Origin of the sequence: Aliiglaciecola sp. CAU 1673 (assembly GCF_029223185.1) — a bacterium.
Taxonomy (GTDB): Bacteria; Pseudomonadota; Gammaproteobacteria; order Enterobacterales; family Alteromonadaceae; genus Bowmanella.
The window spans coordinates 216,586-235,708 of record NZ_JARHUG010000002.1 but is presented as its reverse complement, the minus strand read 5'-3'; the positions used below and the strand labels follow the sequence as shown (position 1 = coordinate 235,708).

General features: G+C 50.5%; 17 protein-coding genes. 3 read left to right on the top strand and 14 right to left on the bottom strand.

All coding sequences use genetic code 11. The annotated features are described in order from the left end of the window. Positions 1 to 22: 22 nt before the first annotated feature. Positions 23 to 769 carry a hypothetical protein gene (locus P2G88_RS02845; RefSeq protein ID WP_275794133.1) on the bottom strand — a complete coding sequence of 249 codons (747 nt, stop codon included), beginning with the start codon at positions 767 to 769 and terminating at the stop codon, positions 23 to 25. 245 nt (positions 770 to 1,014) lie between these two features. On the opposite strand from P2G88_RS02845, the gene P2G88_RS02840 reads away from it, so the two are divergent. Further along, positions 1,015 to 2,409, top strand: a complete 1,395-nt coding sequence (locus P2G88_RS02840; RefSeq protein WP_275794131.1) for a DUF4157 domain-containing protein — start codon at positions 1,015 to 1,017, stop codon at positions 2,407 to 2,409. Between the two features lie 393 nt (positions 2,410 to 2,802). Here the strand turns inward: P2G88_RS02840 and P2G88_RS02835 are convergent, their stop codons facing one another. From P2G88_RS02835 to aspS, 9 genes are all read right to left on the bottom strand, one after another. After that, positions 2,803 to 4,950, bottom strand: coding sequence for a TIR domain-containing protein (locus tag P2G88_RS02835; protein ID WP_275794130.1), 2,148 nt, complete (start codon positions 4,948 to 4,950; stop codon positions 2,803 to 2,805). Between the two features lie 288 nt (positions 4,951 to 5,238). Then, complete coding sequence (locus P2G88_RS02830; protein WP_275794128.1) at positions 5,239 to 5,688, bottom strand: hypothetical protein; 450 nt, start codon at positions 5,686 to 5,688, stop codon at positions 5,239 to 5,241. Between the two features lie 152 nt (positions 5,689 to 5,840). After that, entirely contained in the window at positions 5,841 to 7,664 is a 1,824-nt protein-coding gene (locus P2G88_RS02825; protein ID WP_275794127.1) for a DUF4209 domain-containing protein, read from the bottom strand. Positions 7,665 to 7,986: 322 nt separating this feature from the next. Continuing rightward, positions 7,987 to 8,991: a Holliday junction branch migration DNA helicase RuvB gene (gene ruvB, locus P2G88_RS02820; RefSeq protein ID WP_275794126.1), complete on the bottom strand. Its 1,005-nt coding sequence runs from the start codon at positions 8,989 to 8,991 to the stop codon at positions 7,987 to 7,989. Positions 8,992 to 9,018: 27 nt separating this feature from the next. Beyond that, on the bottom strand, positions 9,019 to 9,639 hold the full coding sequence (gene ruvA, locus P2G88_RS02815) for a Holliday junction branch migration protein RuvA (protein ID WP_275794125.1): 621 nt from the start codon (positions 9,637 to 9,639) through the stop codon (positions 9,019 to 9,021). Positions 9,640 to 10,072: 433 nt separating this feature from the next. Further along, positions 10,073 to 10,360, bottom strand: coding sequence for a GxxExxY protein (locus tag P2G88_RS02810; RefSeq protein WP_345798870.1), 288 nt, complete (start codon positions 10,358 to 10,360; stop codon positions 10,073 to 10,075). Between the two features lie 494 nt (positions 10,361 to 10,854). Next, positions 10,855 to 11,376 (bottom strand): crossover junction endodeoxyribonuclease RuvC, encoded by a 522-nt coding sequence (ruvC, locus tag P2G88_RS02805; protein ID WP_275794124.1) that lies wholly within the window; start codon positions 11,374 to 11,376, stop codon positions 10,855 to 10,857. Positions 11,377 to 11,379: 3 nt separating this feature from the next. Beyond that, a complete protein-coding gene (gene nudB, locus P2G88_RS02800; protein ID WP_275794123.1) occupies positions 11,380 to 11,829 on the bottom strand; it encodes a dihydroneopterin triphosphate diphosphatase in 450 nt (149 codons plus the stop codon). Then, entirely contained in the window at positions 11,829 to 13,586 is a 1,758-nt protein-coding gene (aspS, locus tag P2G88_RS02795) for an aspartate--tRNA ligase (protein ID WP_275794122.1), read from the bottom strand. Before aspS ends, nudB begins: the two co-directional genes overlap by 1 nt. A gap of 251 nt (positions 13,587 to 13,837) precedes the next feature. On the opposite strand from aspS, the gene P2G88_RS02790 reads away from it, so the two are divergent. After that, positions 13,838 to 14,644: a DUF72 domain-containing protein gene (locus P2G88_RS02790; protein ID WP_275794121.1), complete on the top strand. Its 807-nt coding sequence runs from the start codon at positions 13,838 to 13,840 to the stop codon at positions 14,642 to 14,644. On the opposite strand, the gene P2G88_RS02785 is transcribed toward P2G88_RS02790, so the two are convergent. After that, positions 14,636 to 15,097 carry a TerB family tellurite resistance protein gene (locus tag P2G88_RS02785; RefSeq protein WP_275794120.1) on the bottom strand — a complete coding sequence of 154 codons (462 nt, stop codon included), beginning with the start codon at positions 15,095 to 15,097 and terminating at the stop codon, positions 14,636 to 14,638. The genes P2G88_RS02790 and P2G88_RS02785 overlap by 9 nt on opposite strands. Continuing rightward, on the bottom strand, positions 15,090 to 15,839 hold the full coding sequence (locus tag P2G88_RS02780; RefSeq protein WP_275794119.1) for an EAL domain-containing protein: 750 nt from the start codon (positions 15,837 to 15,839) through the stop codon (positions 15,090 to 15,092). Before P2G88_RS02780 ends, P2G88_RS02785 begins: the two co-directional genes overlap by 8 nt. A 119-nt stretch (positions 15,840 to 15,958) precedes the next feature. Here P2G88_RS02780 and P2G88_RS02775 point away from each other — a divergent pair, with 119 nt between their 5' ends. Further along, on the top strand, positions 15,959 to 17,257 hold the full coding sequence (locus tag P2G88_RS02775; RefSeq protein WP_275794118.1) for an MFS transporter: 1,299 nt from the start codon (positions 15,959 to 15,961) through the stop codon (positions 17,255 to 17,257). Between the two features lie 2 nt (positions 17,258 to 17,259). Here P2G88_RS02775 and P2G88_RS02770 read toward each other — a convergent pair whose 3' ends face one another. Then, entirely contained in the window at positions 17,260 to 18,237 is a 978-nt protein-coding gene (locus P2G88_RS02770; protein WP_275794116.1) for an NAD(P)-binding protein, read from the bottom strand. Between the two features lie 53 nt (positions 18,238 to 18,290). Beyond that, positions 18,291 to 19,091, bottom strand: a complete 801-nt coding sequence (locus P2G88_RS02765) for a S1/P1 nuclease (protein ID WP_275794115.1) — start codon at positions 19,089 to 19,091, stop codon at positions 18,291 to 18,293. Between the last annotated feature and the right edge of the window lie 32 nt (positions 19,092 to 19,123).

The following is a 19,123-nucleotide window of genomic DNA, read 5'->3' as shown; positions in this document are numbered from 1 at the left end:
AAAATAAACTGGCTAAAGGCTATTAGCTGCCATCTTTGATGGTCAGGCCATCAGAGCCATCGGTTACATTGAAATTTTGCGCCCCAGTCCCCGTTGTGATGGTAACGTTTAGGCTTGGATCGCCAACATCAATATTCCCGCCGCTGACATTCACAGCGGTGCCGTATTTGGGAGCAGCCCAACACTCGTATTTCGCGTCTTGAACTGCATTACTGCCGTTGTTAAAGGCAATTTGATCGAATTTTTTCTCTGCCTCATGCAGATGATGGCTGTTTTCCGCCGGCGAGCCCGGCACAATATTTTTATCGTTTTGACCGCCCAAACCTCCCCAGCGCCTGTTAACTATATGAAGTTGGGAAGCATTGCGACCACCTTTTTTGTTTGTCACCCAGTCTGCCCAAGAAGCGGGACTGCTGGTTGATGATCCCGCTTGTTTGGCATCGCCGTTTTTGTAATCCACATAGTTGTAAGTGCATTCTTCGAAGGTACGGTTGCCGTTGGCGCCGGTAAGAGTGACATTTCTGGTTGTGCCGGTGCCCAAGGTGTAACGCTGCAGCGTCGCCCCATTATGCCCATCGGCCATATTCTGCCATTTGAGCAATTGCCGGGATTGTACACTATCATCGGCCAGTGCTTGTTGCCGCGACAGCAAACCGGCATTCAGCCTGCCATCCTGAATCCCGGCCTCACCACTGCTTCGCCTTTGCCTGGTTTCGCTGTAAGAATCCTTGGTATTGCTATCCTTAGATTTACCGGCATAAGTGATCATTTGCATTGTCCTTTACAAGAATTAAGAGCAAAGCCCCTGCCCCATCACCGTTAGCAATCTTGTTTTTTACGGCAGATGGAAAGGCTGTCATTCAACGTTAGTTCAACCCGAAAGTGACTGCCAAATTCATTTGTTCCTGCCACTATTAAAATTTCGCCAGACAGGGGCTGAAAACCAATGTCTTCTCTATACTTAGCAAGCACCTGACGGCCTTAGCTCTCAATGGATGCCAGGAGGAGATGAACATGAAGATGGCCAGGTCGGCTTTGGACAAGACGCCTCTCTTACCATCAACCGACAAGAAGGGGCGAATCGCCAATCCCCTTGCATCAAGCCCCAGGCAGTTAACCCAATTTGCCGCATTGGAGCAGCTAAATACCGGCCCCAGGGCGACGGCCCAGGCACAGCAGCTTAATCAGCTGTTGCCTGACCAAGTTCCTGTGCAACGTCAGCCAAACGATGCCGCCGCCAATCGCACCGGCTTACCCGACAACCTTAAAACGGGTCTGGAATCCTTGTCCGGACTGGCTATGGATGATGTGAAGGTTCATTTTAATTCCTCAAAACCTGCCGCCCTGCAAGCCCACGCCTATGCCCAGGGAAATCAAATTCATCTTGCCCCCGGTCAGGAAAAGCACCTTCCTCATGAGGCCTGGCATGTGGTGCAGCAAAAACAGGGGCGGGTGACCCCGACCATTAATGTGGGCGGTGCGCCGGTGAATGACAGCCCCGCACTCGAGCAGGAAGCAGACAGTATGGGCGCCAAGGCCTTGCAGATGAAATCCGCATTAAACGCTGGCGATAACAGACCAGTGGCAACGCCTCAGGTAAGAGATGATACCACCCAGCGAATGGTGGCACTGGCACTGAATGACAAAGATAAAGAAGATGATTTGGTGATCATGACCAACTTGCAATATGCCCTCAGCTACGCTGGTGGGCCCGTTGTTGATTTTGGACCCAGTGCGGATTTCAGCACAATGAAAGCCGGTGAAGAACTGATGCTGCTTGAGCATGGCTCACCGGGCAAAATACAGAGCTTTGGCGCAAGCAAAATAGTCGAAATACTTACCAAGGAAGGGAAAGCGGTACCCGCTCATATTGCTGGCGTTATCGTGCTTGCCTGTAGCGCCGGCCTCCCGGAAAAAGCCAAAGACGAATCAAGCAGCCTGGTGGCCATTATCTCAAAAGGTCTGAGTGAAAAAGGCATCCATGTGGTGGTAGACGGAAAAAGGGGCCTGGCACTGACCTCACCGTCGACCGGAGAGAGAGCGGTGCGGCCGGACAAGCAAGATGAATATATGAAGCTACAGCATCAGATTGTGATTAAATACGGTTTTGATGGTGAAGTGATTGATGTCGCAGCCAGGAGGCCAGACCTGGTTGAGAAATATGGACCTAAGGTCGTCAAAAAGCTTAAGCCTGCCATGGAAATCCTTAAACAGGATTATAAGGCACATAAGGATCTATTTGAGAAAGATCCTGCGGCCATGACCCTGGAAGAAAAAGCCAGGCATATGGCCAGGATCACCAAGCCCTTCTATCAGGAGCTGGTGCATACGGCGGATAAAAAGGGATTCCTGTATGCCGAGTTTAAAGGAGAGCAATACGCGCTGGGGACGCTGATAATGAACTTTTAGCTGCATAAAGACCACAGTCAGCGGCCTTGCCATACAATATTTTATTGTTTGTTTTTGCATCAATTCGGCCAAGCCGCATTTTTACTGGTTTACAGCGCTATTATTACGAGAATATGACAAGCAAATAAACTAACAACTCATTCACACATTACTTTTAGTAATGTGAAATCACAAAATTTCTCAATTGTGCCTTAAGGGCTAATCGCTAAAATACGCTCCGTATTCTGAGCTAGCGCACGATGTCTCATCTTTCTTAGCCAGATGCACTTGTCACATCTCCTGTTGACATGTTCCCTGGAAGGTTTTCCTTCAACACTTGTTGCTTTGCCCGCCTTATTGGCGGGCTTTTTTTTGGCTGCAGAAAAGTGAGGCCTAAGGCCTGAGGCGGTCATCTCACCGTGCTGTTGCTGCCTGCCATTGCTGATACACATTTTGCATCGCTTGGTAACGGGGTTGTGATGCCAACACCTTATATTGAGGCATGATGGAGATGGCTAAATAACTGGCGGGTCCAAATATAGTGGCGAGTTTTTCCAGATAGGTCAGAGCACTGTCTGTATCATCACAGAACAAGAACGCCGTGCTGATGCTGTGGTAATGGTACAAGGTGGCAAACTGATCGCGCTTTGCATGGGCATGATAGTCTTCTACCGCGGCTTTTACCTCTTCCAGATTACCCATCAAACCTGGCAGCGTGACTGGATAATAGGCAGCTTCAGGTAGCCAGCCACCAGGGTAAGGGTCGTCCAGTGCGCCAAGCCGCTGCTGAATTTGCGGCAGTATTGCCGCGAGTTCGTTTTGTTTACCGAGCACTTTGTACGCCTTGGCCTGATACAGGCTGAACGTTTCCGGAAACATGGGCGTGCCCCGGTATTTTTCTGGCCAGGTTGTAAAGGATGATTCAATAAGTTGTGGATCGGCGGTATTCAGCGCATGAAAAGCGCGGCGGTAATAATAAATAAAGTCTTCACGGTCTACTTCTGCGCTGGCAGCTTCATAGGCCTGCTGCGCCTGGCCAATCAAGTGGAACATATCGGCTACAGCGATGGCGGTGAAGTTAGATTTTGGCGCTAAGGTTCGAACCCGGTCTGCCATTTCCATGGCTTGCCCGATGTGACCGATAGCCCCTAATGTGTTGCCCAGCTCCATCGGAAGATCGACCAGCATGGGGTCCAAACGCATGGCTTTTTTCAACGCAGAAATCGACTCGGTAAAGCGGCCTGTGCGACGAATCACGTAACTCTTGCACGCCCAGGCCTCGGTGTTTTGCGGGGCGATATCCAGGATCCGGTTGAGTACCCTCTCCGCCTGCTCTAAATTCAACTCGCCCCAGTAATAGCAGTAGGCTTGCGCTAACAGTGTTTCGATTGAATTTGGGGCAAGCATCACCGCACGCTCAACCGACAATTTCGCCATCTTTAGCCAACGCGTATCCCACCCGAAAAACCAATATAGTGTTAAATAGGCGCGGGCCTTGTTGGCGTGGGGCTCTGCAAATTGGGGATCCACGGCAATGGCATGGTCAAATTCCTTGATGGCCAGATGAAAATCCTCTTCTCCCGAGGCTTCCGAGCGCATTTTTTGTTTGCCCCGCAAAAAGGCATCATAAGCCGCCAGATTATTGGTGGGGGCGTTGCCGCTCAGCAACATCTCATCTTCCGGGGACAGCGCTGCCTGCAAGGCATCGGCAATTTCCCGGGTGATATCGCTTTGAATGTCGAAGATGTTCTCTGGTGTTAATTGCCGGTCGTAGATATCCGCCCAAATGTGCGTGTCGGTTTTGCCATCGATTAACTGCACGTTAATGCGGACACGCTGGCCTGCACGTTGTACTGATCCTTCCAGAATTGCCATTGCACCGAGTTCAGAGGCGATTTCAGGAATGCTTTTGGTACTGTCCCGATAGCCCATCACCGATGTGCGTGAAATGACCTGAACGGCCGCTAACTTGGAAATCTGGGTGAGCAGTTCTTCGTGCACACCGTCAGCGAAAAATGCATCGTCTGGCAATGGACTGCGATTGGCAAACGGCAATACAGCGACGATCTTCGCATTTGACGATAACGGTGGGGTGCGATCCGTCGAACGACGATTTTTAGGCACGGCAGCAGACTGTGCAAACGCGTCAAACAAGTCCTGTGTTTTCTGCGTTGGTGACAGTTTGGCACTGATGGCGCGAGTGATATCGACAAAGGCTGGATCATCAGACTTTCCCTGCCACTTAGACAAGTCGATACAATGAAACTGCCGAAAGCCAATAGGGGGAATCGAACCATCAGTGGAAATCGCAATTAAGGTGCCGGCATCGGCCGCCACAGACGCTTCATCTCTCACCCATCGACTTTTTGAGCCTGACTGAGACCAACCCACAATCACGGCCTTGGCTCGCATTAATTCACGTTCGATATCATCTGCAAAGTTATCCCCACCCAGTAGCTCGCGATCCCACCACACAGAAAAGCCCTGGTCTTCCAGTGTTTGAGAAAGTCGTTTAATAATGGGTTGATCAATGCGAGAGTAGGAAATGAAAACGTCCGCCAACAGCGCTCTCCCGGTGCTGCGGCACCTGTGTTATCCGCTGTGAAAAGGTTAGCACAAAAAAGCATCCGCATTGGCTTTGACCTTTTCCCGCCTTATTGGTGGGCTTTTCTTGGGATGCAGAAAGTGAGTCGTGAGGCGGGCATTTTTTAAGCGAGGTGCTGAGTGCCACGAGGGAAAACTTGTAAGGCAGTTTGTCTGTGAACGGTAAGGGCAGTTTAGTGCCAATAGGGGCCCTCAGAAAGACCCCAAGCAAGGGTGAAAATATTGCTTTAGGACCACAAGCACTTGTTAGAATGCATTTCTGAGCACTACACGTGCTGCCTTTGTTACTTCGGCTTGCGCTCCCAGAATACGGTGAACGTTCCGGTCGCCTGTTTCAGCTGCTTGCACCGCAAACCCGAGTTGGCCAATAGCTTTGTTCAGCCGCTCCTCATCAGAGTTACTTGGGTCGATGAGAAGTTCGATGCGATGGATAAGAGTTACGACTTCTGAATAGTTGAATGTGGTGTGTAATTCTGGGTCCGCAGCGGCCAGGAGTTTGGGCACTGCTTCGAGAAGGCCGTCCTGTTTTCGCGCGAGAAAGCGGGTTCTAGCTTCTCCTTCAAGCTGCACTCTCAGCTTGTTTAACTCAGCAACAATGAGGGTCTTGGTATTCGATCGCTGGAACCAGCCTGTCAGCAGACCTCCGAGCGCTACGCCGGCTAGGGTAAGTAGGGCTGTTTGTAGCGCTTCAGTCATAGATACCCCTTGCAAATTCTAACGCCCTGTTCACCGAGCAATTTTTTGACGGCGGCTTTTATGCGCCTTTTTACACAAAAGGTGACACCGAAAATTTGTCCGGTGCAGCCGCTTGTTATGCCCCTTTGCATTTTGTGAAACTGAAAATACAGCTACTCCTTAGATTTTCCATCCACGAGTGAGCGAATCACCAACCTAAGAATCATCCACCAAGCATAAATGGTATGTATTGATGACGAAGTATTATCATCCAACAAACCATGGGCAACTTCATTGCGCAAATTAAATCCAAGCGCATCTGTAAAAACACTCTTTATCTCAAAGGTTAAATCTTCACCGAATAATCTATGCGCTTCTTCCATCTCCATCAATGTACTTAATCCATTTTCATTTTCAATGCCTTCCCTATCAATATTACTCGTATGGGCACCAGCTTCCTTTAACTGTGAACGCACGATATGTTCAACCTGCGGACAAAGTAAGTGAATTGCAGCTCCAAATTCGTACTCAAAACCTAACCAAAGCGCATATCCAAGTAGCTGCTCTCGACTTTGGGGAACTATAGGCGAGTGATGACAAGCGGCCACCATAAGCTCTTTTGTAAACCTATGCTCCATTAGTAATTGTCTAAGTGCTGGCAATATTTGACCTTCAACCACAAGCTGAATTTCAATAGAAAGCTGTTGTTGAATTTGTCTATGGAGCGCTGCTTGATTAGCAGGGTCATCTTCACCAGCCCCCAAATTCATGGCAGGAGTTTTTGCGATCACACGCCCATCACTGCTCATGTGGCTTGATCCAAACAAGCTGCCAAGCAGGCTGTTCTGCATTACTTCTTTCGCGCTTTCACTAAGATCCTTGTATTTTGGGCCGCTAAATAATCCCGTGAAATATATCAGTGCTTCTTCTGAACTTCGCTTCCCAGAGACATGTTCAATAGATTGCTTTGCCATGTCGGAAATATCGATCCCAGGGGTCTTTATCATACCCATTTCGTCTAGGGACGCTTTTCCTGAGACTACTATTTTGTCACGAATTGATATTATCTTTTCATCGACGCCATAATTAGCTCGATGCTTAGTAGGAATACGGCGATATGCTTGAATTGCGTTTTCATAGAAAGAGTTAGCCACCATATTGCTCCCACTAGATCGCGAATCTGCTTCTAGCTCAAAACATTCAGCTATCGCAATTAGACATTCCAGCCAGCCATTCTTGTCATCGCATTGCTGGTACTTCTTTGAAGCCAATTCAAAGTACGATCTGGCAGAGTGGAAGTCACCATCTCCCAGCAAGTCTTTTGCTTTTCCGTGGAGAGAAGGCGCTATATCCTCTCTAAAATCACTATCAATTTTAAGATTATCCAATAAATCTGCTATCCAAAGCGTCATAAATTTGCTTCTTGGATATTCAGAACAAAAGGCTGAAAATAGCTGCCTCTTGATTGCGCTCAAGCGATCAAAGTCTCTGATTTGCATACACAGCCGTGCAGCTCGTTCCCAACAGCCGTTTACATCGCGATGCCACGTTTCATCGTCAATTGGTTGGGTAACATATGAATCTATTGCCGCCTTCGCATGCTCTGTTTTTTTTGGTTTTCTCAACAGCCAAAGAAGATCAGCAAGCCTTGCCTTTAACCATGGTTCATTGACGTCATTCAGAATCTCCTCAAAAAACACCAACTCTTCTTGCGTAAAGTCATCAGGCAGAGCCGATCTACGCCCTGCCTGAAAGTCTTGAAAGTACGCTTTGAAGGGTTCGTTGATACTGTTCGGCACTATCATCATTGACGCTGATCGTGCTAGCAGTTCGAGAACTTCGGAATGCTCTTTCTTTCCCTGCTCTAACATTTCCTTTGAATACTTCTGCAGACACCGCATAACCGAAGAATACCCATAGCGGTCATCTTGGGGAACGTCATAAACCCAGTTGCATTCTAGAAATAGATCTCGAGTTAACTCTAAGGAATTTGTCATAATTACTTTTTTGCTTGGAGAGTCAGGTAATCACATAACAGTGTATTACCATGAATTCGTGGTATGCTACAGGCTACGCAGTGCCGCTTATTCACAGTTTCTATTTATTTTTCCCATACTAACAATAGCTTGGAGTCAGCTACCAGCGCTTTGCGCATAACCTGCAGTGGGGAAAGCGAGAATTGGTATTTATATTAGTCCGGCATGCCTGTACAGCAGCGAATATCAACTATTCGCTCGTGGCAACCAGTCAGATTGGCTCTAAACCTCGAAGGAAAAGCGCCAGGTCATACACAACCCGCCACTCCTCACCCCTAACGCCTCACTCCCGCACCTCAAATCCCAAATGCAAATAAGCGCGCTGGGTGGCAATACGGCCACGGGGGGTGCGCTGTAAGAAACCCTGTTGAATAAGGAACGGCTCTATCACATCTTCGATGGTGTCTTTTTCTTCGCCGATGGCGGCGGCGAGGTTATCCAGGCCTACGGGGCCGCCGCTGAATTTATCGATAATGGCGGTCAGTAGCTTTCTGTCCATATAGTCAAAGCCTTCCTTGTCCACATCCAGCATATCCAGGGCGCTGGCAGCCACTGCTTGGTCGATCAGGCCATCGGCTTTGATTTGCGCATAATCCCGTACACGGCGTAGCAGGCGGTTAGCGATACGAGGCGTGCCGCGGGAGCGGCGAGCCACTTCCACCGCGCCTTGTGGCTGCAGATCCAGGTTCAGATAATTGGCCGAGCGCTGCACTATGGTGGTCAGATCCCTGACATTATAAAACTCCAGGCGCTGTACTATGCCGAAGCGATCACGTAGCGGTGATGTCAGTGAGCCGGCTCTGGTGGTGGCACCCACCAGGGTAAAAGGGGGTAGGTCGAGCTTGATCGAGCGTGCCGCCGGGCCTTCGCCAATCATAATATCCAGTTGGTAGTCTTCCATGGCCGGATACAGGATCTCTTCCACCACCGGACTTAGGCGGTGGATCTCATCGATAAAGAGCACATCGTTTTCTTCAAGATTGGTGAGTAGCGCAGCCAGGTCACCGGCTTTTTCCAATACCGGCCCCGAGGTGGTTTTAATACTCACGCCCATTTCATTGGCGACGATATTGGCTAATGTGGTTTTACCCAGGCCCGGAGGACCGAATATCAGCAGATGATCCAGGGCATCCTGACGGTTTCGGGCAGCCTGGATAAAGATTTCCATCTGCGCGCGCACATGGTCCTGACCGGTATAATCGGCCAACAATTTGGGGCGTATAGCCCTGTCCACCACTTCATCTTCACCCCTGGCACCGGGTTGTACCAGCCTGTCTGCTTCAATCATAGGTTACTCTCAGCTTGCCTTTGGCTATTAAAGCATGGAGCGCAAGGCTTCACGAATTATGGTTTCGCTGGTCATGCCGTCTTTATAGACAGTGTTGACCGTCTTACTGGCTATCGGCTGCTTATAGCCTAAGGCTAGCAGCGCGCTGACGGCTTCGTCTTTGGGGCTGTCAGAGACCACAAAAGTGTTTTCGATACTTTTGCCTTCAGGCATGGGCAAGGAAACGCTATTACCTTCAGGAATAAAGTCTGCCAAGCGGTCCTTAAGCTCCACCAGCAGACGCTCGGCGGTTTTGCGCCCCACGCCAGGCAACTTTATTAGGGCGTTGACGTCCTGATGCTGCACACAGAAGATAAAATGGCTGGCCGACATGCCGGAGAGGATAGTCAGCGCCAGTTTCGGTCCCACGCCATTGGCTTTGATCAATTCCCTGAAAAGCGCACGCTCGCCTTTAGTGGCAAAGCCAAACAGCAGCTGGGCATCTTCGCGCACTACAAAGTGGGTGTAGATCACCGCTTCCTGGCCCACGGCCGGCAGCTGATAAAAACTGGTCATCGGCATCTGTATTTCATAGCCAACCCCATAAGCTTCTATCAGCACCTCGGGCGGCTGCTTCTCAATGACGATACCTCTAATCCTGCCTATCATTTTTTACCTTCATTTTTCTTTTTTTCACCACAGAGACACAGAGAGCACAGAGTTTTTGAAAACCTGATTTTGACTCCCCTTAATCACCTTCGGATATCTCTTTCTAGTGAACTTCTTTCTTAATTGAACCACAGAGACACGGAGGACACAGAGAGATTCAAAAAATAACACAACCTAAAATCTCCGTGCTCTCTGTGTCTCTGTGGTTATTTTTCTAATCCCGTTTGCTTACTTTCTTAACCTGCACCTAACCGTCTTACTGGCATGTCGTTGTCATTGGGTCAATGTACTTACTCTTTGAACCACAGAGACACAGAGGGCAGGGAGGGGTTCTATTCAGTAACCAATATCAATTCATTAGTCTGCAGATGCCTTTGGTTAACTGGGCTTCGTTGAAATTCAGTATCAATCCGCATCTAAGTCCTTTGAGTTTCTAATACGTCAGCAGTTGCGCTTTATGTATTGGAAGGATGGATTCTACTGCTTTTAGCTCCACCACTACTTCCTTATCAACCAGTAAATCAATCCGATAACCGGCATCAACTTTGTGCCCCTTGTACATAACGGGCAATGCTAACTGACTCTCAAAAGCCAGTCCTGACGAGTCCAATTCCAGCTTTAGACAGGCTTCATAGGCCGACTCCAATAAGCCAGGCCCCAAATGCCGGTGCACCTCGATGGCACAACCAATAATCTTGCCCGTCAGCTCATCCAGATCCACTTCCTCTCCTTCGTACTTTCCATGCAGCTGCGTTTTTAAAACTCTGATTGAACCACAGAGACACGGAGGACACAGAGAATTCTAAAAACAACAAAACCTAAGATCTCCATGCTCTCTGTGTCTCTGTGGTTAGTTTTTTTATTCTCTTGCTTACATTATGAAGCAGCTTCTAACCGTCGTACTGACATGTCTTTATCATCGGTTTAATGTTCTTAATTTTTTGAACCACAGAGACACGGAGGACACAGAGAGATTCAAAAAATAACACAACCTAAGATCTCCGTGCTCTCTGTGTCTCTGTGGTTTTCTGTCCTTACCTACTTGTTGCGACTACAGCCTTAGCGGTTTTACTGACATGTCTTTGTCATCGGTTTAATGTTCTTAATTTTTTTGAACCACAGAGACACAGAGGACGCAGAGAGAGCAATAGCTAAACCCCTTAAGATCTCCGTGCTCTCTGTGTCTCCGTGGTTCACTTTCTTATTCTCTAAGGTTCACTTACGAAGTCGGCCGCGCACGGTTTTGCTGGCCTGGCCGGCCATACGAATCAGGCTTTGTTGGGTTTGTCCGTGGCACAAGGCCACGGCCAGGGCATCGGCCGCATCGGCCTGGGGCTGGCCCGGAAGCTTTAACAAATAGGCCACCATATGCTGGACCTGGTTTTTCTCGGCGCTGCCTTTACCCACCACCGCCTGCTTAATTTGCCTGGCCGAATATTCCGCGACAGGCAGATGCTGATTGGTTGCCGCCACAATGGCCGCGCCCCTCGCCTGCCCCAATTTGAGCGCTGAATCCGGGTTTTTAGCCATAAACACTTGTTCGATGGCAAAGAGATCGGGGCCAAACTGGCTGATAATCTCCGTTACCCCATCGTATATCTGCTTTAAGCGCTCAGGCAACTCGCCCGATAACCGGATGCAGCCACTGCCAAGGTACTCAAAAACGCCGCTGCGCTGACGAATAATGCCATAGCCGGTTACCCGTGAGCCTGGGTCAATGCCAAGGATAATGCTCAATGCTCACGACTCCTGTGTTTCTTGGCTTAACAGACGCAGAATCGCTTCTTGATTGGTGGGTGACCAGGCAAGGGCCGCCGCCTCTTTAGCCGGCAACCAGCGATATTGGCTATGCTCGGAAAGCTCGACGGCTTGGCCCTTTTTGACCTTCAGGGCAAAAAGGTATTCGGTGTTAACTGTCACTTCGGGTGCATAACGATAGCGCCAGGCTTCACGAATGGCGTATTGGCTGACCAGGCGGCAATCCACAAGAGCATAGCCTTGGGCTTCAATATCGATGCCCACTTCTTCATTGACTTCACGCAGGGCGGTCTGAAAGGGAGTTTCCCCTGCCTCCAGGGACCCGGTGACCGACTGCCAGAAGTGAGGATCATCGAGACGCTGCAACATCAGTACCTGGTGGTCATCGTCATAGATGACCACCAATACTGATTCTGGCCGTTTAAAGGGCATCAGGCAGGCTTGTGGACCTGGATAGCCAAATCCTTAAGTGCATCCGGATTGGCCGGGGATGGTGCATCGGTCAGCGGGCACGCGGCGGTGGTGGTCTTGGGGAAGGCCATCACATCACGAATCGAGGTAGCACCAGTCATCAGCATCACCAGACGATCCAGACCGAAAGCCAGACCGGCGTGCGGCGGCGCACCGTAGCGCAGCGCTTCGAGCAGGAAGCCGAATTTCAGCTCGGCTTCTTCGTCGCTGATACCGAGGATTTTAAACACCTGGGCCTGCATGGCTTGGTCGTGAATACGCACCGAACCACCACCCAGTTCAACACCGTTCAGCACCATATCGTAGGCATTGGAGATAGCGTTTACCGGGTCGGCGACCAGCTGCTCAGGGGTCATATCACGGGGAGAGGTAAAGGGGTGGTGCAGCGCATGCAACTGACCGTCGATTTCCTCGAACATGGGGAAATCCACTACCCACAGCGGACGCCACTCACCTTGCAGCAACTGCAGATCTTCACCCAGCTTCAGACGCAGGGCGCCCAAGGCTTCGGTGACCACGTTCTTGCTGTCGGCGCCAAATAGCAGGATATCGCCATCCTGTGCACCCGCGCGCTCGATAATGGCCTTGGCCACGTCTTCACCGAGGAATTTAAGGATGGGAGACTGAATGCCTTCGGCGCCTTTGGCCAGTTCATTGACCTTCATCCAGGCCAGGCCTTTGGCGCCATAAATGCCGACAAAATTGCCATAGTCATCCAGCTGCTTACGGGACAAGCTGGCGCCACCCGGCACTCGAATCACCGCCACACGGCCTTTGGCATCATTGGCCGGGCCGGAGAACACCTTGAACTCAACGTCTTTGACCAAATCGGCCACGTCGGTCAGCTCCAGCGGGTTACGCAGGTCCGGCTTATCGCTACCGAAACGGCGCATGGCTTCGGCGTAGGTCATACGCGGGAATTCGCCTAAGTCCACCTCCAGCATTTGCTGGAACAAATCGCGGATCATGGCCTCGGTAATGGCCATTACGCCTTCGGCATCGAGGAAAGAGGTTTCAATATCAATCTGGGTAAATTCAGGCTGACGGTCGGCGCGAAGATCTTCGTCACGGAAACACTTCACGATTTGATAATACCTGTCCATGCCGGACATCATCAGCAGCTGCTTAAACAGCTGTGGCGATTGTGGCAGGGCAAAGAATTCGCCTTTGTGGGTGCGGCTTGGCACCAGATAATCACGGGCACCTTCCGGCGTGGCCTTGGTCAGGATGGGCGTTTCGATATCCAAAAAGCCCTGGGATTCCATAAAGCGACGCACGGCGCCGGTGACTTTGGCACGGAACATCAGGCGCTGGGTCATCAACGGACGGCGTAGATCCAGATAACGGTACTTCAGGCGCTGCTCTTCGGAGTTTTCCTGATTAAAGTCCAGCGGCAATGGCGCGGCTTTGTTTAAAATGGTCAGGCCTTTACCGAGGATTTCGATTTCGCCGGTGCTCATGTCTTTATTAACCTGCCCCTCTGGACGGGGACGCACCAGACCGGTGATCTGCACGCAGAACTCACCACGTACTTTGTTGGCCATGTCGAATAACTCAGGCAGGTCGGGATCGTACACCACCTGTACAATGCCCTGGCGGTCGCGCAGATCCAAAAAGATCACGCCGCCCAGATCGCGGCGGCGGTTAACCCAACCTCTAAGAGTGACTTCTTGTCCGATATGAGAGGCATTGATATTGCCGCAATAGTCTGTGCGCATGAAACCTACCTAGTTAATTGTCTTGGCTGATGTCGGCAGGCATTTACCTGCCGTGCCTTTCGCTGGCGGGCTCTTCTTTTCCAGCGGCGAAAGGCAATAGAATAAAGGCCGCATAGTATAAACAAATCGCGGTTAAAGCACAGCTTGATTAGTGCCTTTAACATCAGCGTATTATTGCAATTTAGCTAAAGGAGTTTGCGATCAATCCAACCGCTTCAAACAAGCAAAACAGGCTCTTTTATGGCTGCCCCATGTGGCAACATCCCTTTTGGGCCAAACAAGGGTTTGTAAAAAACAGTACGCTGTCAGAATACGCGCGCACCTTTAATTCGGTGGAGGGCAATACCACCTTTTATCAAGTACCAAGCCGCGAACAGATGACACGCTGGATGGAGGCTGTACCCGATGGCTTTCAATTTTGCTTTAAGTTTCATCAACACATCAGCCATCAGAAGTTACTTGTCGACGTGGCAGCGGAAACCCATGACTTTTTGCAGTTGTTTGCCGGCTTTAAGGAGAAGCTGGGATGCCTGATGTTGCAACTGCCTGCCCACTTTGGTCCTGAGCATTTGTCCCGTTTATCCGCTTTTTTGCAGCATCTGCCAGAGGACTTTCACTATGGCGTTGAAGTACGCCATCCGGCCTTTTTCCAAAAAGGTGAAGCTGAGATAGCTCTTAATCGCTTGCTAATGGAGCAGGACGTTAATCGGGTGATAATGGATACCCGCGGGCTGTTTGCCAGCGAGAAAAACAGCGGGCTGATAGCCGAAGTGAAACAGAAAAAACCCAGAGTGCCGGTGAATGTGATTGCCACTGGCAATCGCCCTGTCGTGCGCTTTGTCGGTCATCCTGAGCTTGCCCAAAATCAGGCTTTTCTTAATCCCTGGCGCGCCAAACTGGCAAGCTGGATCCAGGAAGGCAAACAGCCCTTTATGTTTTTTCATATGCCGGATAACGGTTTGGCTCCCTGGCTGGCCCAGCAGTTCTTCAACCATTGGCCACAGGCTCAAGTAAAGCTGGATCTCCCCTCCCTGAGCGAACAAACCACTTTATTCTGAAGACTTGGCCTCTGGCTTGGCCTCCAGCTTGGCTTTAATAAACTGGCTATGGGGAAGATGCAGCAAATCGGCGATACGGCGGATTAGGTGCTCCTCATGGGCATCCAGATGATTGTCGGCAAAGGCGAGGTGCCAGAGGTTTTCAAGGATCCGGATTTTTTGCGGCACATCGCACTTGGCATTGATTTGACGGGTGAAGCTGACCAGATCGGCAGAATGTTCAGCCTTTTCAGAAGATTGCGTTACCAACGTATCAGCTTGTTCAGTACTGAGAGCAAATTGCTGCTTCAGTAATTTGACCATCATGCTTCGCTCTTCCTCAGCAAGCACATTATCAGCCCTGACAATTTCGCAGTAGAGCACGGCGGCGGCCAGATCCAGGCGCTGTTGCTGGTCTGTGGTCGCAGGCTGTGCCAGGTTTTCCTGGATCCAGCGAGAGAATGCTTTAATCATTAAGGACCTTTAATACCTCTTCGGTCTTGGCTAAAGCCATAAACTGTGGTCGGCAAAAGTAATAGCCCTGCATATAGCGAATGTCGTGATCTTTGAGGTACAGGTATTCCTCACGGGTCTCCACTCCTTCTGCCAGCACGGTGATACCGAGCAGACTGGAAGTGAGTACGATCCCTTTTAAGATCGCCTGCTTGGCACTGTCTTTGTGAATATCTCTGATCAAGAGCATATCCAGTTTCAGAATGTTGGGTTGGAATTGCGCCAACAAGTTCAATCCGGCAAAGCCCTCACCAAAATCATCGATGGCAGTCAAAAAACCACGTTGTTGGTAAGTGGAGAAAATTTCGATCAGCTTCTTGCTGTCTATGCGCTCATGTTCGGTCACTTCAAAGATGATATTTTCCCTTGGAAAATCATATTCATGGGCCGCCTTGAGTGTTTCCCTTAAACAAGCCGCCGGCTCATACACCGCATTGGGCAAGAAGTTGATACTGATCTTGGCGTCCCTATCCAAGCTACTGGCAATACGAATGGCAGTGACCCGACAGGTTTGATCGAAGCTGTAACGGTTTTCATCGTTGACTTTGGATAGCACCGTCCCTGCCCCTTCGCCATTGGGGCCCCGGACTAAGGCTTCGTGAGCAAAAATACAGCGCTGCTGAATGTCCACTATGGGCTGAAAGGCCATGGCAATTTCAAAGCCTAAGGCCTTCTCGCACTCGCACTGCTGACAACTGGACATGATTTTCGCTCCACCGAACTTTGCAACCAGCTTATCAAGTTCTGCAACAAGCATGGAACCCATGTGCAAGCTGATATATTGTTTTTTAAAGATATTACACTATGTTACGGCACAAACGAATGAACAGCCCACCCTTCAGTCATCGACTTTATCGATTGCTGGCCCAGGCTAAAGTCGATGCCGACAACAATGATTTGCAAGCCCCAGCCCAAAAGGCGCTCGGCCTTAACTTCTCGTTGATTGTCTGTAGCCAGATATTGACCAAGCTTGGTGACCTGCTCTCCTCGCCTAAAATCGTGCTGACCTGGTTATTGGGCAGTATTGGTGTGTCTGCGTCCATCATTTCTTATTTGGTGCCGGTGCGCGAATCCGGCTCCTTACTGCCACAAATATTTGTCCAGGCCTGGGTTAAGCGCTTTGCCTACCGCAGACAGCTGTGGGTTTTGGGCGCGGGATTGCAGGGGCTCAGCGTACTTGGCATGGCCTGGTCGGTGTGGGCCTTACCGGCTGATATTGCCGGCATCTGTGTGCTGACGCTACTGGCCATGTTTAGCCTGGCCAGGAGCGTTTGTTCCCTGACCAGCAAGGACATTCTTGGTAAAACCATTCCCAAGAAGCGCCGGGGGCGGCTCTCAGGCATTGCCGCCACCTTTGCCGGTCTGCTTACCGTTAGCGTAAGTTTAGTGTTCTTGCAGCACCAGGAAGACAACGCACAACATCAGTATTTGCTGTTATTACTCTTTGCCGCTTCCCTGTGGTTTGTAGCCGCCACCCTCTTTTACCAAATCCGTGAGCCCGCGGGGGAGCAAGATCAAAAAACGGCCCCTATGGCGCAATTAAAGAACGGGTTATCCCTTTTGGGGCGGGACCCTACTTTTCGTCACTTTGTTTTGTCCCGTGCACTCGTCATGGGATCAGGCTTGTCGGCTCCTTTTATTATCCTGCTGGCACAAGGCAAAGATCAGGCACTGTCCACCTTTGGTGCGTTTTTATTGGCCGGTAGCCTGGGTAGCAGTCTGTCCGCGACTGTTTGGGGCTTTATGGCCGACAACTCCAGTCGATTGGTGCTGTTTAAAGCCGCCATGGCCGCTGCTAGCTGCTGTTTGCTGGTATTTGTGTCTGAATACTGGCTGGCTATTGACGGCGTGTGGCATTTTGCCCTGCTGTATTTTTTGCTCAGCATCGCCCATGCCGGTGTGCGGATCGGGCGAAAAACCTATCTGGTGGATATGGCTGAGGGTAATCAACGCACAGATTATGTCGCCGTCAGCAACAGCATCATTGGGCTGCTGCTGTTATGTATGGGCGCAATCACATCGTTTCTGGCGGCCTGGTCTGTACCCATGGTGGTGTTATTATTGGGGCTACTCTGCTTTATCGGTGCGCTGTCGGCATTGCTCATGAAAGAGGTGGAATAGTCTCAGGATAGTTCCTGCCATCTTGCAAAAAAGCCCTCTGTGGCGCGCCAGGCGGCATCCAGGGAGCCGCCCGTAGACCAATCGCCCAGCGCCGCCAACCCCAATTGCGGATGCATCACAATACCCGGCAAAGGTGCACTTCTGCTGGCTCTGGCGTAGTGCCAGTAGTGCTGGTAATGACCTTCTATTGATAGGTTTTTCAGTCCGAACAGGGATGTCAGTGCCTCTGCTGCCAAGAGCCAGACATCTTCCTTGGCGTTTTCTCTCAGGTACGCCGAATAATCATGAGCAAACTGCAGCACCCAAACCTCATTTTCACCCTTGCGACCGGGCTTGGCACTGTCTTTTACCAGCATTTGTACTTTGCCGTGCGCCGGATAAGCCAATTGGATGGGGGTATCCAATGGTTTACTCAATTGCAATGCCACCGACCAACAACTTAACCAGTGCTGCTCGTCCAGCGCAGGCAAATCCGCAATATGCGGCGCCAAAATCGGACAGGTTTGCGGCCAGGGTGCGGTCAGTATGACCCAGTCAAAAGGCCCTTCAAAACGCACCTGATCATCCCATAGCAACCAGCCCTTTTTGTTTTGCTGCAGATGTTGCACTCGGAATTCGGTGGTGACATCTATGTTTTCAAGCAAATGCCGGCAAAGGCTGTTCATGCCCGGGGCGAAAACATAGTGCCTGGCGTTATCTTTCAGGGGAGACCAGCCAGAATCATTGCTGTAGGCAGGCACATTCCATTGCTGCACCAGCTTTTCAGCCTCAAACTGGGATAGAAAATTGATAAATGCCTGATCGTTGGTGCGCACCAGCCCTGCGCCCATATCGGCAACGCCCCATGACAGACGCTTATGCGTGCTGCGACCGCCACAACCCCTGGATTTCTCCAGCACGCTGACGTAATGCCCCATCTGCCTGAGCCTATGGGCAACCAGGCTACCGCTAAATCCCGCACCTACCACTGCAATCTGCATACTTCGCCCCCTGATTTTACGAGCAAAGCAATACGTCGGAACAAGCGCAGGGATCAGGGCTTAGAGAGTTGGTTGTTGAGCAGGTGGGCCAGGCGCACGCCGGCTTGTTTGATGCGCTCAAGAGCCAGTTTCTGATCCTGACGTTGACGGGCGTTGGAGATTTTACTGACTTTACCAACGTAGATACGCCTTGTGATGTCATAGGATTCGTTAATCCATTGATTGACCGATGCTACCTGCCACTGTTGCCAGGACTGCTGGTTAGAGGCATTCACCCGCGCAGAAAGGCGACTCAACATATTTTCTTCAGTGCCAGCGCCACGCAGCACCACAGTATCCCAGTAGTGGTGCAGATTAATCATTTCTTCATCCACTTTGACCTGATAGTCGTTGCCGCCCCGATCGAAGGCATAGCTGACATGCAATGGCTGATGAATATCGCCAACCAAATGAGAGACAAAGGCCAGGGCTTCAAATTGCTTGTCGGGATCAGGATCCTGGAGCTGCTTAATCATGTCTTCCAAGGCACTGACAATACAGGGCTTAACACAATCACGCGCGCGGTCAAAGTTAAGGGCATCTCTGGGCAGATTCACAAAGTGCCAGGGACCGGTGTGCTCATAGCCGATGGCTTTGGTGTCCCGCAGCACATCCGGCCAATTGGCGGCGCTGCCAAGGTTTTTAAAACCTTTATGGGCAAGCAGCGCATCAACCTTAGTGCGCACCTCGGGAGTCAAATGCTCATAGGCAATCGCTGCAACAAGATTGTGTCCTGTTTGTCCCCAGGCAAAGACATTGGCGCTGACCAACAACGCCAATACCCCAACTACCAACTTGCTACTGCACTTTCGCATTTAACTTCCTCATCAACCTATTGTCTTGAAGT

What these genes read in the sequence shown, in the direction of transcription:
- P2G88_RS02830 (WP_275794128.1), bottom strand. Translation starts at nt 5,688, where the DNA reads ATGACTGAAGCGCTACAAACAGCCCTACTTACCCTAGCCGGCGTAGCG.
- P2G88_RS02785 (WP_275794120.1), bottom strand. Translation starts at nt 15,097, where the DNA reads ATGATTAAAGCATTCTCTCGCTGGATCCAGGAAAACCTGGCACAGCCT.
- P2G88_RS02825 (WP_275794127.1), bottom strand. Translation starts at nt 7,664, where the DNA reads ATGACAAATTCCTTAGAGTTAACTCGAGATCTATTTCTAGAATGCAAC.
- P2G88_RS02770 (WP_275794116.1), bottom strand. Translation starts at nt 18,237, where the DNA reads ATGCAGATTGCAGTGGTAGGTGCGGGATTTAGCGGTAGCCTGGTTGCC.
- aspS (WP_275794122.1), bottom strand. Translation starts at nt 13,586, where the DNA reads ATGCGCACAGACTATTGCGGCAATATCAATGCCTCTCATATCGGACAA.
- P2G88_RS02845 (WP_275794133.1), bottom strand. Translation starts at nt 769, where the DNA reads ATGATCACTTATGCCGGTAAATCTAAGGATAGCAATACCAAGGATTCT.
- P2G88_RS02765 (WP_275794115.1), bottom strand. Translation starts at nt 19,091, where the DNA reads ATGCGAAAGTGCAGTAGCAAGTTGGTAGTTGGGGTATTGGCGTTGTTG.
- P2G88_RS02775 (WP_275794118.1), top strand. Translation starts at nt 15,959, where the DNA reads ATGAACAGCCCACCCTTCAGTCATCGACTTTATCGATTGCTGGCCCAG.
- ruvB (WP_275794126.1), bottom strand. Translation starts at nt 8,991, where the DNA reads ATGATTGAAGCAGACAGGCTGGTACAACCCGGTGCCAGGGGTGAAGAT.
- nudB (WP_275794123.1), bottom strand. Translation starts at nt 11,829, where the DNA reads ATGCCCTTTAAACGGCCAGAATCAGTATTGGTGGTCATCTATGACGAT.
- P2G88_RS02840 (WP_275794131.1), top strand. Translation starts at nt 1,015, where the DNA reads ATGAAGATGGCCAGGTCGGCTTTGGACAAGACGCCTCTCTTACCATCA.
- P2G88_RS02790 (WP_275794121.1), top strand. Translation starts at nt 13,838, where the DNA reads ATGTGGCAACATCCCTTTTGGGCCAAACAAGGGTTTGTAAAAAACAGT.
- ruvA (WP_275794125.1), bottom strand. Translation starts at nt 9,639, where the DNA reads ATGATAGGCAGGATTAGAGGTATCGTCATTGAGAAGCAGCCGCCCGAG.
- P2G88_RS02780 (WP_275794119.1), bottom strand. Translation starts at nt 15,839, where the DNA reads ATGTCCAGTTGTCAGCAGTGCGAGTGCGAGAAGGCCTTAGGCTTTGAA.